Origin of the sequence: Jejuia pallidilutea (assembly GCF_002973595.1) — a bacterium.
Classification (GTDB): Bacteria; Bacteroidota; Bacteroidia; order Flavobacteriales; family Flavobacteriaceae; genus Jejuia; species Jejuia pallidilutea.
The window spans coordinates 39,692-56,421 of the sequence record NZ_PVEO01000009.1 but is presented as its reverse complement, the minus strand read 5'-3'; the positions used below and the strand labels follow the sequence as shown (position 1 = coordinate 56,421).

Below are 16,730 nucleotides of genomic sequence, written 5' to 3'. Positions count from 1 at the left end.
TATAGTTATTAATCTTTCTTGGTTAGTATCGTTTTATTGGTTTTATCTTTTATTAATTCGTCTTCAAAAAGCATGCGTACAGACGGTGTATAGCTATCATCAAATTGTCCTTTTTTTACGGCAACAACAAATGCCACAAAAAAAGCAATAGCAACCACTATGCTTACGGCTAATAAAATATATATAACACTCATACCTAATTGAAGTTATGGTTCAAAAATACTTTTATACTTATTTTAAAAAGATGACATTTGTCATATTTACCCATTTTTTTTATGCTTTAATCTCTTTGGTTGGGCTTTCCGCTCTAGGTGTTCTATTGTTTCTCATGGTAAGCTTTTCTCTATAATTCCTAATGCAGTTATCAACTTAAACCGTAGTTTAAATTATCTCCCTAATTTTCTGTGAAAACTTAGAGAAGTGTTTTATGGTTATCTATTTCAACTTTCGTCCAATTATATTAGTACACACTGTTGTAAATACCACGATACTAATAGAGCTTAAAGGCATTAAAATAGCCGCAACCACAGGTGCTAATTGTCCTGTAACTGCAAAATAAAGGCCAATGGCATTGTAAACAAAAGATAGCACAAAGCTCCATTTTATAATGGTTATAGCCTGTTTTGATGCTTTTATAAAATGGTATAAACTATTAAATTTTGATGCATCTAAAATAGCATCGCAAGCTGGTGAAAATACATTTACGTCTTCTGAAATAGCAATGCCAACATCGCTTTGTGCTAGGGCACCTGCATCATTTAATCCATCACCAATCATTAATACTTTTGCACCAGAACTTTGATGGTGCTTTATGTACTCTAACTTGTCTTCGGGCTTTTGGTTAAAAAACAACTTTGTTTTAGCTGGTAAAAGTTTGGTTAAGTTCTCTTTTTCTCCAGCATTATCGCCAGAAAGTATAACCAAATCGTATTCTTTTTTTAGTTTGTTAAATAATTTTGAAAGTCCTTTTCTGTATTTATTATAAAATGTAAATTTTCCCTTATATGTATTATTGGTGCTTACATGTACCGCAGTGTTTAAAGTGGTACTTTCAGAAGAATGTCCCACAAAAGGTGCAGATCCAATTTTTATGGAATTGTTATTGTGTGTTGCGCTTATACCTTTGCCAATATGCTCTTCGTAATCGTTTAAAGTTAAAATATCGTTATCCTGTAAAAGTGCATATAAAGAACGACTTAAGGGATGGTTTGAGTTTCTTAGCGAACTTTTTAAAAGCACTTCTTCGGTGCTAGAAAGTGCCATACCCTCATAGGCAATAGAGGTTTCTTTGTTTGCAGTAATAGTTCCTGTTTTATCAAAAATAATGGTGTTAATGGCCGCCAATTGTTCTATTACCGAGGCGTTTTTTGCGTAAAATTTTAACTTACCAAAAATACGTAGCATATTACCAAAGGTAAACGGTGCAGCCAGCGCAATGGCACAAGGGCATGCAATAATTAAAACAGCTGTAAATACATTTAAGGCTTTAGATGCATCAACAAACATCCAAAAAATGGTTGCAAAAATTGCTATACTTAAAATGGTTATTGTAAACTTTTTGCTTATGGCATTGGTTAGGTTGGTAAACCCGTCCTCTTTATTTTTATTAAATACATCGTTGCTCCATAATTGCGTTAAGTAGCTTTGTTCTACTGTTTTTAATACATCAACCTCAATGCTGCCATTTAGTTGTTTGCCACCAGCAAATAACTTATCGCCAGATGTTTTAGAAACCGTATTAGATTCACCTGTTACAAAACTATAATCAATGCTGGCATTACCATGAATTAAGATACAATCTACAGGAATTAATTCTTCATTTCTAATTAAAAGCCTATCACCTTTTTCAATATCATAAACTTGTATAGACTCTTCTTTACCCTCTGAAGTAATTTTTGTAATTCCTATAGGGAAATAAGATTTGTAATCTCTTTCAAACGATAAGAAATTGTACGTTTTTTGCTGAAAAAATTTTCCAAGCAAAAGAAAGAATACCAAACCAGATAAACTATCAAAAAAACCTGTACCTATATCTAAAACAATTTCGGCAGTACTCCTTAAGAATAGTACCGTAACACCAAGTGCTATAGGAACATCTATATTTAAAAGTTTAGATTTTAAACCCTTGTAGGCCGATATAAAATAGTCTTGAGCGCAATAAAATACTACAGGAAGAGAGAAGGTAAACATTAACCACCTAAACGTATGTTTAAATTGTTCCAGCCAATATTCGCCAACCTGAAAATACTCCGGGAAGGATAAAAACATAATGTTACCAAAAGCAAAACCCGCGATTCCTAATTTGTAAATTAGCGAACGATCTACATTTTTTTTGCCCACACTATAGTCATCTAAACTTATAAATGGTTCGTAACCTATGCTACTTAATAATTTTACTAATGCTTTTATAGAAAAGTTATTTGTGTAGTAATTTACCCTAACGGTTTTTTTTCCAAAATTTACAATTGAAGAACTTATTGAAGGATGTAGTTTGTTTAAATTCTCTAAAATCCAAATACAAGAACTACAGTGAATATGTGGGATGTAGAGTGTAACAATTTGTGTGTTTTCATCATTAAATTCCAACAAGCGTTCTACAATTTTTTTGTTATCCAAAAAATTGTATTTGCCTTCAATTTCTTTTGGTGTAGCGCCAGGGGCTTGTTGTAAATCGTAATAGCACCCTAAATCGTTTGCAGAAAATATCTCGTAAACAGTTTTACAACCGTTACAACAAAACGATTTATTGTCGTACACAATTTCAGAAGATGTGGCATCTAGTCCACAGTGGAAACATGTTTTTGCTCCCATAATATTTGCTCATTTATACCTGAAACAAAAATGATAAAACAAGTACTTACTTCATATGATATTTGTCATGTTTTATTTATTTTTGTATTCTAAACAAACATCTCGGTATGAGTAAATGTGAACAATGCATCATTAAACAGTTTAATGCGCTTAAGTCCTTGACTAAGGATGAGTTAATTAGAATTTCTGGATGCAAAACCTCAAAAGTTATAAAAAAGGGGGAAATTATTTTTGAGGAAGGCGAGGCTATAAACGGCGTATACTGTATTAAAGATGGTATATGTAAGTTGTCTAAATTAAGCGAAAATGGTAAAGACCAAGTTGTAAAAATGGTAGTTAAAGGCCAACTTATTGGGCAACGTTCCTTGGTTTCTGATGAGAGTTCTAATTTACAAGCTACTGCTTTAAATGACATGGAAGTTTGTTTTATACCTAAAAGCGAAATTATTGCAGACCTTGAGCGTAATCCTAAATTTACCTTGGATATGTTAAAGGATATGGCACACGATTTAAAAGAAGCAGATGACGTAATTGTGGATATGGCACAAAAATCTGTAAAACAACGTTTGGCAGAAACCTTGATTTATGTTGAAAAAAACTTTGGAACAAATCCTGATGGTACTATAAGTTTGGTGTTGTCTCGTGAAGATTATGCAAACATTGTAGGTACTGCAACAGAATCGGCTATTAGGGTGCTATCCCAGTTTAAAAAAGAAGGTATTATTTCTACCGTAGGAAAGCACATTAGAATTGAAGACGTTAGTGCATTGCGACGTGTAGAATAATAAGATTAAAAAAAGGGTTTTGAAAATTTTTTCAAAACCCTTTTTTATGCTAGTCTTGTAATTTAAAGGATTTTGTTTCTTTAAATGGAGACAGGTTTACATCGTTCATCTTATCTTTATAGCCTTTCCACGCTTCATTAAAAAATGTATTTGTTTTATCAAGACCACTTTGTAAGGCTGTTTTAGCTTGTGCTATTAAGGCTTTTTCGGTTGCAGTAATACCGTTTTGTCTAGAACTAACATAGCTATTTGCTAAACTAATACGCCTGCTAATATTGGGTTTGGGGCTTCTTACAATGCCTTGGCGTTTATCTTCTTTTCCTAAAAATAATGCCATAAGCGTATCTATTTCTTTTACAATTGCTTTTGAAGCTTTTATATGCGTTTTGTATTTCTCTCTGTCTAGTTGTTTTAATTCAGACTGATATTTTTCTGCTATCTGTTTGCTTTCAGCTAGTTGTTTTGTAGCATCTGCAGCCAGTTGTGTCATCTCTTCAATAGCTTTAGCAGTTTTATAAACATCATTAACGGCTTGTATTGATGTATCAAGTCTAGGATCCAACTCAACTTTAATCATTTCTTCTGAAACCTTATCCCCAAAATGTAAAGCAATTTTATAAATACCAGGTTTTACACGAACCCCTGAAGGTTCGTTTTTAGGAGTTCTCATAGTTCTGGAAGGACGTTCGGGACCTTTTTCAGTTAAATTCCATCGCCATTTTTGTATGCCTGTTTTTTTAGGTGCTTTTTGTTTTAGAGTTCTAATTAGGCGATCCCCGTCATAAATTTTAAGAGTTAAAGAATCCCATTTTGCAGTATTTTTTTTGATTTTAGAATCATCCTCATCTTTCTTTTCGTTATTAGATTGTGTTTTTTCATCAATAGTAACAAAATAAGAAATTTGCGCTCCAGAATTTCGGTTTTCACCATTATATAGTGCATCTGCACCAAAACGACTACCTGAAGGTTGCTGATAGGCAGCTAAATAAGCCGTAGGTGGTTTAAATAATTCTAGCTTAGAATTAAGCAGTTGTTGGTTGTTGGCAATGGCTCGAAGCGGACGAATATCGTCTAACACCCAAGCAGCACGCCCAAATGTACCTATTATTAAATCGTGTTCTCTAGGGTGTATAACCAAATCTTTTACCGATACTGTTGGAAACCCCTCAGTCCATTTAGTCCAAGTGTTACCTTTGTTAATAGATATGTATAAACCATCGTCGGTTCCTAAAAATAATAAGTTTGGGTTTTCTATGTCTTCAATTATAGATAATGTGTAGCTTTCAACATCGTTTTCATCAACAATACGTTCCCAAGTTTTACCATAGTTTGTAGTACGGTAAGCATATGGTGTGTAATTAAATCTTCTATAATCGTTAGCAATAAGTAGCGCTTCACCTTTGTTTTTATTTGAAGCTTTTATCTGCGGAATCCAGCTTCCCGAGGGCAATCCTTTAATGTTTTTAGATACATCGGTCCATGTTGATCCTCCATTTTTTGTTATATGTACTTTACCATCGTCTGTGCTTACCCAAAGCATATCTTTTTCTAGGGGAGAAGGCTCAATAACTAAAATGGTACAATGGTTTTCGGCACCTGTGGCATCAATGGTTAATCCGCCACTTTCACTTTGTTTTTGTTTTTCTGGATTGTTGGTTGTTAAGTCATCTGAAATAAGCTTCCAAGTTAATCCTTTATCTGTTGATTTATGAACAAACTGACTTCCAAAATAGAGTGTATTACTGTCAAAAGGATCAATACTTATAGCAGCATTCCAATTAAACCGTAACAATACATCAGGGTTAGGATGTGTAGGTCTAACGCTAAAATTATTTCCAGTTTCTGCATCGTAATATCTCACATTTCCTTGTTGGCTCATAGACCATCCAAAACGAGCATTAGTGGGGTCTGGAACCACATCAAAACCATCACCAAAGCTAATTTCCTGCCAATACGAGTTACGAATACCTTGTGCGCGCCAAACATAAGCAGGCCCTTTCCAGGAACCGTTATCTTGCATGCCGCCATATACGTTATAGGGTATATCGTTATCTACAGCAATGTGGTAAAATTGTGCTACAGGCAAGTTGCCAATAAAGCGCCAAGTCTTACCACCATCTTTGGTTATATTTAGTCCGCCATCGTTCCCATCAATCATAAAATTACCATTTTTAGGATGAATCCACCACGCATGATGATCTGGGTGCACACCGTTATTTGCACCATATGCAGGCATTAATTGTGTAAAGTTTTTACCGCCATCTTCACTTACATTTACATATGTAAAAACCGAGTATACCCTATTTTCATTCTGTGGATCTACATAAATTTCAGAATAATAAAAAGGCCTGTTGCCAATGTCTTCTTTATCGTTAATTTTTTCCCATTTAAATCCGCCATCTTCACTTTTATAAAGTGCATTTTTTTTAGCCTCAACTAAAGCATAAACGGTATTGGGTTTATTGGCAGCAATAGCAACACCTATGCGGCCTAAATCGCCCTTAGGAAAGCCATCTTCTTCGGTTACTTTTTTCCAAGTTTCTCCGCCATTATAAGTTATGTGTAACCCAGAGCCAGAACCGCCAGAATTAAAAAACCAGGGTTCGCGTTTGTGTTCCCACATAGCTGCGATAAGTTTATTGGGGTTTGTTGGATCCATTACTAAATCTGCAGCACCAGTTTTATTGTTTGCAAATAGTATTTTTTCCCAGGAAATACCGCCATCGGTAGTTTTAAAAACACCGCGTTCTGGGTGTTCTCCCCAGGGCGAGCCTATGGCAGCTACATAAATGGTATTAGGGTTTGTAGGGTCTATAATTACTCTATGGATATGGCGGGTGTTTTCCAGCCCCATAAGTGTCCAGTTTTTACCGCCATCTAGTGAGCGGTAAATACCATAACCCCCATTTAAACTATTTCTTGGGTTGCCCTCGCCGGTACCTACCCAAATTACACTTGGGTTAGATTGCTGGATAGCCACCGCGCCTATAGAGGCTGTTACTTCTTCTTCAAAAATAGGATCCCATTTTATACCGCCAGAAGTAGATTTCCATAACCCTCCAGAGGCAGTACCAACATACATAATATCTGGGTTGGAATGTACAACATCTATTGCTGTAACTCTTCCAGACATACCACCTGGACCAATATTTCTAGGATGCATATTCTTAAAAAGATCCATAGAAAGATTTTGACTAAAAACTGAAAATGAGCTTAATAAAACTAGAGTTAGAATAATTTTTTTCATTGATTATTTTTTAATGCTTTCGAAAATAATGAAAACTTATTACAGAATTGTTTAAATAGATGTTAATCTTAACTTAGGTATTCTATAAAAGTAGTATTTTTATACAGCTATGAAAAACAACACTACTATTAGAAAAGGTTTCGTTTTTAAAACTTACGAGGCACCTTACAAATCGCCTTTTGATACACTTTTCGAAATTTTCAAGGAACTAATTACGCATACTTCTGGTGATTTTGATGAAGCCATTAGTTGGTTACGAGAATTAGATAAGGAGTACAAACTAACAACTCCAGAGTATACCATTGAAGATTTTATTGAAGACCTTAAAAAGAAAGGCTATCTACGTGAAGAAATTGATCCTGATGGAAACGGTGCTCTACAAATTACTGCTAAAACAGAACGTGCTATTCGCCAGCAAGCCTTAGATCAAATTTTTGGTAAAATAAAACGCAGCGGACAAGGCAACCATAAAAGTAAAAGCCCAGGTATTGGCGATGAGCATACTGGAGATTTTAGAGGCTACCAATTTGGTGATGCGCTAGATAAGGTATCTATGACCGAAAGCTTAAAGAATGCACAAATAAATCATGGTATATCAGACTTTACACTTTCTGAAGACGATTTGGTAGTTGAAGAAACGCTGCATAAATCTCAGATGAGTACAGTTTTAATGATAGATATTAGCCATAGTATGATTTTATATGGTGAAGATCGCATTACACCAGCAAAAAAAGTAGCGATGGCACTGGCCGAATTAATTACCACCCGTTACCCAAAAGATACTCTAGACATTATTGTTTTTGGCAACGATGCGTGGCGTATAGAAATTAAGGATTTGCCATATTTAAAAGTAGGTCCTTACCATACCAATACGGTTGCGGGCCTAGAACTTGCCATGGATTTACTAAGACGTAAACGAAACACAAATAAACAAATTTTTATGATTACCGACGGTAAACCAAGCTGCTTGCGTTTACCCGATGGGCAGTATTATAAAAATAGTATGGGCTTAGATCCTCATATTATTAATAAATGTTATATGATGGCACAACAAGCTAGACGATTGCACATTCCCATCACCACTTTTATGATTGCTAAAGATAGTTATTTAATGCAATTTGTAAGAGAGTTTACTTATGCCAACCAAGGAAAAGCATTTTATACTGGGTTAAAAGGTTTGGGTGAAATGATTTTTGAAGATTACGAAACCAATAGAAAAAAGAGAATTAAAGGATAATTTTAACGTATAAACTTTGGGTATTATCTTTTATAAATTTTAAAATAGAGTAAGTGCTAGTGGCTAAGCGCCAATAGCTAAAAGCAGACATATGAAAATAGAAAAAATAAAAACACTAGGAGCACTAAAACAATCAGGGTATCAATCAAAATCTATTAAAGATGAATTGAGAGATAACCTAATTAAAAAGATAAAAAATAAGGAAACTACTTTTGAAGGTGTTCATGGATACGAGAATACTGTTATTCCAGAACTAGAACGGGCCATTTTATCTCGACATAATATTAACTTATTAGGATTACGAGGACAGGCAAAAACCCGTTTAGCAAGATTAATGTTGAATTTATTAGACGAATACATTCCATTGGTTGAGGGTTCTGATGTAAACGACGATCCTTTAAATCCTATTTCAAGATACGCCAAAACGTTAATTAACGAGAAGGGTGATGATACACCTATTTCATGGTTGCACAGAAGCGAGCGTTTTGCAGAAAAATTGGCAACTCCAGATGTAACAGTAGCCGATATTATAGGCGATGTAGACCCAATAAAAGCTGCAAATTTAAAGTTGAGTTATGCCGACGACCGTGTAATTCACTATGGTATGATACCAAGAGCTAACCGTTGTATTTTTGTAATTAATGAGTTACCAGATTTGCAGGCTCGAATTCAGGTAGCACTTTTCAATATTTTACAAGAAGGCGATATACAAATTAGAGGGTTTAAAGTACGTTTACCTTTAGATATACAGTTTTTATTTACCGCAAACCCAGAAGATTATACCAATAGAGGTAGTATTGTTACGCCTTTAAAAGATAGAATAGGCTCGCAAATTTTAACACACTATCCAGAAGATATAGAAACTGCACGATTAATTACCGAGCAAGAATCTAACCTAGTTGAAAGTCAAAAAGAACATGTATATGTGCCAGATTTAGCAAAAGATTTACTAGAACAAATCGTTTTTGAAGCACGGGAAAGTGAATATATTGATGCTAAAAGCGGTGTAAGTGCAAGATTAAGCATCACAGCCTTTGAGAATTTATTGAGTACCGCAGAGAGGCGTGCCTTAATGGCTGGAGACGACAAAACAACATTGCGTTTAAGCGATTTTATAGGCGTAATCCCCTCAATTACTGGAAAAGTAGAATTGGTTTATGAAGGCGAACAAGAAGGTGCCGCAGTTGTAGCTTATAACCTAATTGGAGAAGGCGTAAAAAGTCTATTTGAAGAATTTTTCCCGAAAATTGAAAAATTAAAAAAACAAAATGAAGAAACAGCATATGACGACATAGTATCTTGGTTTTTCAACCAAAAAGAAGGGTTTGAGCTTCTGGATGATGTAAGAGATAAGGACTATAAAAATATGCTAGATGCCATTTCTCCGCTAGATGATTTATTAGGAAAATACCAACCTAATTTAACAAAGGCAGATAGTTATTTTGTAAAAGAATTTGTGCTTTGGGCACTTGCCGAATTTAAGCAATTAAGTAAGCACAGATTTTCAGAAGGTATACATTTTAAAGATCCTTACGGGAGTTTTATAAGTGGCATATAACATACTTTAATTTTACAAAACTAGTTCTACAGGGCTAAATTCTATATAAACAAAAATAGAATTTAGCCTTTTTTTTATTACAAATTCTCATTTTAACTATTGCTAAATCTTCAAAATAGTTACCAGAGATTTTGTAAATTCTTATTCTATAAATTTCTGTTTACCACATTCTAAATAAGGTCTAAAATAGCGCAATTGCGCTTGGTTTTATCCTTTTAAAGCCATATTTTATTCAAAAATGTAAAAAAACAATAAAAAATCAATAATCCTATATGAGTAAAATCACAACCCATGATCAGGCCGATATACAATTGCTTTCATTTGATATAGATAATACCTTAATAGATTTTCATACCTATAAAAGCAATTTTAAAACAGCTTGGGAAAAGTTCAAACCAAAAAACGTGCTGTTAACTTATAACACTGGGCGTTTAATTGATGACGTTCTTAATTTGATTGATAAGGGTATTTTACCTCGTCCAGATTATATAATTTCGGGAGTAGGTACACATATATATGATTTTAATAATAATTGTATTGTAAAAGAGTTTAACGATGTTTTAGACGATGGTTGGGATTTAAAATCTGTAGAAGATTTGATACAAAGTATACAGCACCCCATAAGCGAGCAACCTATTAGGTTTCAACATGCCTATAAACGAAGCTACTTTTTTCATGATGCAACGCCCGATTTAATTTCGAGTATAGAACAAGATTTTGCCGAGGCCAATATGCACGTTAATGTAGTTTATTCCGGCGATAAGTTTTTGGATGTTTTGCCAAAATATGCAAATAAAGGTAATGCTTTACAGTGGCTATTAAAAAAACTAAATTTAAAAACCCATCAGGCTCTGGTTGCGGGAGACAGCGGTAACGATTCTGCAATGTTCGATATTAAAAATATTAAAGGTATTGTAGTATCTAATGCGCATGAAGAATTATATAAATATACCAAGCACAGACAGGTTTATCATTCTGAACAGGAACAAGGCGATGGCATTGTAGAAGGATTGATATATTATGGTATTTTACCAGAAGAAGCAAAAATACAATGCGATATAGACCATAGCGAAGACTTTTTTATAAAAAAAGAACTAGACAGTGTTGCTTCCGAAGATGATGATGAGAAAGTAGCACTTATTAAAGAAGGTTATGTTAAAGCTGTAGACGCTTTAAAAAAGAATATTACCCCGTTAGGTTTTTCGGCATGTTCAATTAAAGATAATGTAGCCCACGGTACAGACGAAAATTACTATAGCGTTTGGGCCAGAGATGGCGCTATTACAGTTATTGGCGCGCTACCGTTAATTCATAAAGATGAAGAAATACATAAGTGCGCTAGACAAACATTGCTTACCTTATTCGAACATATTTCTAGAAGCGGACAGATTCCTTCTAACGTTCGTATAAAAGATAACGTACCCGATTATTCAGGCGTAGGTGGTATTTGTTCTATAGATAGTGGTATTTGGGTAGTTATAGCATTTTACGAATATGTAAATGTTACTAAGGATATTAAGTTTTTAAGAGAACATATTTCTGCTATAAAAGAAACCATGCGATGGTTAGGCGCCCACGATAGTAATAATGATGCTTTATTGGAAATTCCTGAAGCTGGCGATTGGACTGATTTGTTTGGAAGAAGCTACAATATATTGTACGATGAAATATTATGGTATCGCTCTAACGTGTGTTTTGGGCGTATGTTAGAAATGTTGGGAGATCATGAACAGGCGGGTGAGTATATTCGCTGGTCTCAAGTTATAAAGAAGGAAATAGTTCAAAACTTTTGGCCTTCTACCCAGCAACAATTATTTCAATCGGTTTCTTTTGCAGAAAAGCAATTTACACTAGGCGATACATCTTACTTAATAGCGCAAACTACACCATTCGATTTTAGTTGGCGATGTGATGTGCTAGGAAATGTTTTAGCATTTTTGCACGGTACTATAGATGCAGAAAAAGCACACCAAACATTTAAATTTATGTTAGGTGTTGGAGTTAACGATCCGTTTCCAGTAGCAAATGTATACCCTGTAGTAAGTCCTGGAGATCCAGACTGGAGGCCCTACTACACTGTTAATCTATTAAACCTTCCAAACCATTACCATAACGGTGGTATTTGGCCATTTGTTGGTGGGTTTTGGGTAAAATTTATTAATAAACTAGGTTTAAAAGATGTTGCGATTTTAGAGTTGCACAAACTGGCACTTATTAATAAAGAAGGTATAAACGACGAATGGGAATTTACAGAATGGGCGCATGGTACAACGGGTAAACCTATGGGGAAAGCTTATCAAGCATGGTCTGCAGCGCAATATATTTCAGCTTGCCATGATTTAAAAATAATTAAAAAATAAACTTAAAACTTAAAAATTATGAAGTCTATATTAATGATCTCTTTACACGGTTACGTAGCTGCAAATCCAGAATTAGGAAAACCAGATACAGGGGGACAAGTAGTGTATGTATTAGAACTTGCAGATAGATTTAGCAGACTAGGAAAACGTGTAGATTTAGTAACACGACAGTTTGAAGATCAGCCAGAATATGACGAAGTATATGAAAATTTTAAGGTATGGCGTATTCCCTTTGGAGGTAAAGAATTTATCCGAAAAGAAGATATGCACGACCATTTAAAAAAGTTTGTTACTAATACACTAGCAGCCATAAAAAAAGAGCGTAAAAAATACGATATTGTGTATTCTCACTATTGGGATGCAGGTTGGGCAGGACAAAAAATTGCTGAAGAGCTAGGTATTTCACATGTACATACGCCACATTCGTTAGGTTGGTGGAAACAGCATACCATGGGCAGTGATATGGAGGAGAAAGACATGGAGAAAAAATACCGCTTTAAAGAGCGTATTCGAAAAGAGTACTTTGTATTTCAAATGTGTAACCACGTTATTGCAACTACGTTGCCACAGGTAGACTTATTGGTGCAACAATACGATGTTTTACCTCGTAATTGTAGTATGGTGCCTCCAGGAATTGATGAAAACAGGTTTTATCCAGTACCAACCAAAGAAAACGATAAAATAAGGGCAAAATACGATATTCATCCAACCGATATTTTAGCTTTGGGTAGAATGGCTCATAATAAAGGTTACGATTTACTTATAAAATCGCTTCCAACTGTTTTTCAATTGTGTCCCGAAGCAAGATTAGTAGCAGCCATAGGGGGAGATTCTGCGCAAGATAAACAGGGCATTAAAAAATTAAAAACTCTAGCTAATGAGCTTGGTGTGCAAGATAAAATTAAGTGGAAAAACTATATTGCAGATGAAGATTTAGCTAATGTTTACCGTTCTGCAAATATTTTTGCAATGCCTTCTAGATACGAACCTTTTGGTATGGTAGCCATAGAAGCTATGGCTTGCGGAACTCCAAGCGTTGTAACTGTACATGGTGGTTTGTACGATTTAATTGATTTTGGAAATCAAGCCTTATTTGCAGATCCGCATAGACCCATTGAATTTGGAGCTATGATGTCTATGCCGCTTTTATATCCTACTTTAAGAAATGAATTATCTGTTGAAGGGGCTCGTTTTGCAAGACGTAATTTTGGGTGGACGGGTATTGCGAAACGTATTTTAGAGAAATTTAAAAATTCTATCAATCAACGTACCATGGAGTCTAATATTTATTAGTGTATAATCTAGTGGTATAGTAAGTTTGTAGTGTAATCTTGTAGTTTATAGTATTATGTCGAATATAGTTTGTTTTGGTGAAGTGCTATGGGATGTTTTCCCTGATAAAAAGAAAATAGGTGGTGCACCCTTAAATGTAGCTTTAAGGTTAAATACTTTTAGCCATAATATTAGCATGGTTAGTGCCATTGGAAATGATGTGTTAGGGACTAAACTATTGGAATATATTCAGGCTAATGGTGTAGATGCTTCTTGTATTCAGGTTACTAACGCGTACAACACAGGCGTGGTACAGGTGAATTTAAACAAAAATGGCTCTGCAACCTACGATATTGCCTACCCAAGTGCTTGGGATAAAATAAGTTTAACTAAAGAAATGGGTAATCTTGTAAAAAATGCCGATGCACTGGTCTTTGGGAGTTTAGTTACAAGAGACAATTTATCTAAAAACACGCTTTATAACCTCCTAGAGCTCTCTAAATATAATATTTTTGATCTTAATCTAAGGCCACCCCATTACTCAAAAGATATTTTGATGTATTTAATGCAGAAGGCAGATTTTATAAAGTTTAATGATGATGAACTTTATGAAGTAGCAGGGTTTTTAAATTCAAAATTCAATTCCTTAGAACAAAATTTAAAGTTTATAGCAGACCAAACAAAAACAAAGCGTATTTGTGTAACCAAAGGCGTGCATGGTGCCGTTTTATTATGCGATGGCGCATTATATTATAATAGTGGTTATAAAATTAAGGTTAAAGATACGGTTGGTGCTGGAGATGCTTTTTTGGCATCTTTGATAAGTCAACTGCTACGTAAAGAAAATCCCCAAGATGCTATAGATTTTGCTTGTGGGGTAGGGGCTTTGGTAGCACAAAGTGAAGGGGCTAATCCAAAATTAAGCTTAAAAGACATAAACGCATTTATTAATCCGTAGTCCTTTTTGTATCATAATAATGTAATTGAAAGTTAAGTGCCTTATAAAAATGGTATGGTGTTTAAAATATTTTAATATATATTTCCCTTAGTTTAAAGAGGCTTTGAAAAGATGTAGAAGTCTTTATCTACTGTAAAAGTATTTATTCTATCATCTTGTTTTAAAGTTTGCCATTCAGCATTAGGAAATAACCAGTGTTCCTCATCATTTATTTTCACTTGAATAGGCATATCAAAGCCCTTAACTATATTAGTGTATCTGTATTCTAAATTTTTTTTGTCAAACTTATATTCAAGTGTAGGTATTTTTGTTGTTCTAAGATATTGATTAAAAAATTCGGTTAAATCTTTTTCCAAAGTTTTACTTATATAATCTTCAACTTGTTTTGTAGTCACTGTTTGGTGGTAAAACGCCCTGTTCAAACCTCGTAGCATTTGTCGCCATTTTTTATCGTCTTCAACCAATTGGCGAAGGGTATGCAGCATGTTTTCACCTTTAAAATACATGTCTGAAGATCCTTCTTTGTTTACATTATAACATCCTATTATTGGTCTGTCGTTTGCTATGTTTTTTCTTTTGCCAATTACATATTCTGCTCCAGCTTCCTTTCCAAAATAGTATTCTAAGTACAAGCTTTCAGAGTAAGAGGTAAAACTTTCGTGAATCCACATATCTGCAACATCTTTATTTGTAATACTATTAGCAAACCACTCGTGGCCAGCTTCGTGAATAATTATAAAATCGAATTTTAGCCCCCAACCAGTATTTGATAAATCGCGACCTAAATACCCATTTTTAAACCCATTGCCATAAGTGACAGAGCTTTGGTGCTCCATGCCCAAATACGGCACTTCTACCAACTTAAAGCTATCGGCATAAAACGGGTACTGCCCAAACCAATACTCGAAGGCCTCCATCATTTTAGGTGCTTGCTTAAATTGTACTTTGGCTTTTTCTAGGTTGTAACTTAATACATAATAATCCATATCTAAGTTTCCAGCCATACCGTTATACACCTCAGAAAAGTTTACATAATCACCAATATTGATATTGACGCCATAGTTATTTATGGGATTTTTTACCACCCAATGGTAGGTTTTAGTATCGCCAATTCTTTCAACTAAACGTAGTCTTCCATTTGATACATTTATTAATTTGTATGGTACATTTACGCTAATTTTCATACTATCAACCTCATCATACATATGGTCTTTACATGGCCACCATACGCTAGCTCCAAGGCCTTGACAGGATGATGCTATAAAATGATTGTTGTTTTTGTCTCGCTTCCAAGAAATACCGCCATCCCAAGGTGCTCTAACAGCTTCTTTAGGATGTCCTTCGTAGTACACTTCAATACGATTTACATCTCCTACATTTTGAACTTCTATTAAAGAAATAAAATGGGCGTTTCCATCGTGTTTTATAGTCAACTCGTTTCCGTTTTGGGTAGCTTTTAGCAACTTCATTGGGGATTGCAAATCAATTTGCATCACAGAATTTTCCTTTAAGACCTTATATTGAATTGTGTTTTTACCTGAAATAAATTTTTTATCAGGTTCAACCTTTATGTCTAAATGATAATAGGATAAATCCCACCATTCGCGTTCTGGTGTTATGCTACCTCTTAGCGTATCTTGTCTCGAGAAATTTGTCTTTTCTTGTAAAAGCCCTTGAGCAAAAGAGGCTAACGATAGAAAAGATATAAATAAAAATAGAAGGTATTTATAATTAATCATTTACTGCAATTTTATTTTTGGTGTATTTTTTCCCTGGAATTGAATCTAGAAGTATTGGAATTGAAACAAATCCATTTGTTGTGGCCTTAAAAACTCCAAAATGCAAATGTGGTATAGTGGTTAAGCCTGTAAAACCAGATAATGCAATTGGCTGATTAGTTTTAACTGAATCTCCAACTTTAACCAAACTTCCATATTGTTTTAAATGCACGTATTGCGCAAATGTATTATCCTTATGGTATATAATAATATGATTTCCATAAGGTCTGTATTTCTTTGTTGTACCTTGTTTGTTATGTTGCTCTATAATTTTTATAACAACTCCATCACGAGATGCATTTATAGTATCACCTATTTTTAAATTGAAATCTAGAGTGTATCTTGAAAAGTTCGTGTTATGTGTAAAATCGCCATTATAACCTTGGATGATTTTATATTGTTTTCCTCTCGAAAAGGGTAGCGCATAGTTAAAAAGGGTATCGTAAGCTTGCTTATTGGCTTCATAAAAACCATAATAATGTGTGAACTTGTAAGTATTTAAAATAGTAGTGGTATCCATATGATCTTTTTTAAAGCTCATCACTAGGGAAGTTTCTTTTGGTTTAGATTGTACATAGGATTCATCACCATTTTTAATATTTTTAACTTTTGTAAAAGCAGGACATAAAAATGGATTTTTATAAACTACTTTTAATGAGTCATTTGATAGTTCAAAAACAATATTACCTTTATTATTTGCAGTTTTTGAACAGCTGGCGCACAT

General features: G+C 34.3%; 11 protein-coding genes. 6 read left to right on the top strand and 5 right to left on the bottom strand.

Translation table 11 applies throughout. The annotated features are described in order from the left end of the window. Window positions 1-8 precede the first annotated feature (8 nt). Both ccoS and CLV33_RS13905 read right to left on the bottom strand, forming a co-directional pair. Window positions 9-194 carry a cbb3-type cytochrome oxidase assembly protein CcoS gene (gene ccoS, locus CLV33_RS13910; RefSeq protein ID WP_042242577.1) on the bottom strand — a complete coding sequence of 62 codons (186 nt, stop codon included), beginning with the start codon at window positions 192-194 and terminating at the stop codon, window positions 9-11. 241 nt (window positions 195-435) lie between these two features. After that, entirely contained in the window at window positions 436-2,811 is a 2,376-nt protein-coding gene (locus CLV33_RS13905; RefSeq protein WP_105474419.1) for a heavy metal translocating P-type ATPase, read from the bottom strand. Between the two features lie 107 nt (window positions 2,812-2,918). Here CLV33_RS13905 and CLV33_RS13900 point away from each other — a divergent pair, with 107 nt between their 5' ends. After that, window positions 2,919-3,596 carry a Crp/Fnr family transcriptional regulator gene (locus tag CLV33_RS13900; RefSeq protein ID WP_105474418.1) on the top strand — a complete coding sequence of 226 codons (678 nt, stop codon included), beginning with the start codon at window positions 2,919-2,921 and terminating at the stop codon, window positions 3,594-3,596. 49 nt (window positions 3,597-3,645) lie between these two features. On the opposite strand, the gene CLV33_RS13895 is transcribed toward CLV33_RS13900, so the two are convergent. Further along, a complete protein-coding gene (locus CLV33_RS13895; protein ID WP_105474417.1) occupies window positions 3,646-6,843 on the bottom strand; it encodes a WD40/YVTN/BNR-like repeat-containing protein in 3,198 nt (1,065 codons plus the stop codon). Between the two features lie 109 nt (window positions 6,844-6,952). Here CLV33_RS13895 and CLV33_RS13890 point away from each other — a divergent pair, with 109 nt between their 5' ends. From CLV33_RS13890 to CLV33_RS13870, 5 genes are all read left to right on the top strand, one after another. After that, window positions 6,953-8,080: a vWA domain-containing protein gene (locus CLV33_RS13890; RefSeq protein WP_042242583.1), complete on the top strand. Its 1,128-nt coding sequence runs from the start codon at window positions 6,953-6,955 to the stop codon at window positions 8,078-8,080. A gap of 91 nt (window positions 8,081-8,171) precedes the next feature. Next, window positions 8,172-9,638, top strand: a complete 1,467-nt coding sequence (locus CLV33_RS13885) for a MoxR family ATPase (protein WP_042247868.1) — start codon at window positions 8,172-8,174, stop codon at window positions 9,636-9,638. A gap of 272 nt (window positions 9,639-9,910) precedes the next feature. After that, on the top strand, window positions 9,911-11,998 hold the full coding sequence (locus CLV33_RS13880; RefSeq protein ID WP_105474416.1) for an HAD-IIB family hydrolase: 2,088 nt from the start codon (window positions 9,911-9,913) through the stop codon (window positions 11,996-11,998). Window positions 11,999-12,016: 18 nt separating this feature from the next. Further along, entirely contained in the window at window positions 12,017-13,291 is a 1,275-nt protein-coding gene (locus CLV33_RS13875) for a glycosyltransferase (RefSeq protein WP_105474415.1), read from the top strand. Between the two features lie 55 nt (window positions 13,292-13,346). Next, window positions 13,347-14,228, top strand: a complete 882-nt coding sequence (locus tag CLV33_RS13870) for a carbohydrate kinase family protein (RefSeq protein WP_105474414.1) — start codon at window positions 13,347-13,349, stop codon at window positions 14,226-14,228. Window positions 14,229-14,320: 92 nt separating this feature from the next. On the opposite strand, the gene CLV33_RS13865 is transcribed toward CLV33_RS13870, so the two are convergent. Next, window positions 14,321-15,967: a M1 family metallopeptidase gene (locus CLV33_RS13865; RefSeq protein ID WP_105474413.1), complete on the bottom strand. Its 1,647-nt coding sequence runs from the start codon at window positions 15,965-15,967 to the stop codon at window positions 14,321-14,323. Continuing rightward, window positions 15,960-16,730, bottom strand: a complete 771-nt coding sequence (locus CLV33_RS17715) for a M23 family metallopeptidase (RefSeq protein WP_170064025.1) — start codon at window positions 16,728-16,730, stop codon at window positions 15,960-15,962. The genes CLV33_RS13865 and CLV33_RS17715 overlap by 8 nt, the downstream gene beginning before the upstream one ends.

Bases quoted from the DNA above. Each gene is read 5' to 3' on its own strand.
- ccoS (WP_042242577.1), bottom strand. From the start codon at position 194: ATGAGTGTTATATATATTTTATTAGCCGTAAGCATAGTGGTTGCTATT.
- CLV33_RS13905 (WP_105474419.1), bottom strand. From the start codon at position 2,811: ATGGGAGCAAAAACATGTTTCCACTGTGGACTAGATGCCACATCTTCT.
- CLV33_RS13900 (WP_105474418.1), top strand. From the start codon at position 2,919: ATGAGTAAATGTGAACAATGCATCATTAAACAGTTTAATGCGCTTAAG.
- CLV33_RS13895 (WP_105474417.1), bottom strand. From the start codon at position 6,843: ATGAAAAAAATTATTCTAACTCTAGTTTTATTAAGCTCATTTTCAGTT.
- CLV33_RS13890 (WP_042242583.1), top strand. From the start codon at position 6,953: ATGAAAAACAACACTACTATTAGAAAAGGTTTCGTTTTTAAAACTTAC.
- CLV33_RS13885 (WP_042247868.1), top strand. From the start codon at position 8,172: ATGAAAATAGAAAAAATAAAAACACTAGGAGCACTAAAACAATCAGGG.
- CLV33_RS13880 (WP_105474416.1), top strand. From the start codon at position 9,911: ATGAGTAAAATCACAACCCATGATCAGGCCGATATACAATTGCTTTCA.
- CLV33_RS13875 (WP_105474415.1), top strand. From the start codon at position 12,017: ATGAAGTCTATATTAATGATCTCTTTACACGGTTACGTAGCTGCAAAT.
- CLV33_RS13870 (WP_105474414.1), top strand. From the start codon at position 13,347: ATGTCGAATATAGTTTGTTTTGGTGAAGTGCTATGGGATGTTTTCCCT.
- CLV33_RS13865 (WP_105474413.1), bottom strand. From the start codon at position 15,967: ATGATTAATTATAAATACCTTCTATTTTTATTTATATCTTTTCTATCG.
- CLV33_RS17715 (WP_170064025.1), bottom strand. From the start codon at position 16,730: ATGTGCGCCAGCTGTTCAAAAACTGCAAATAATAAAGGTAATATTGTT.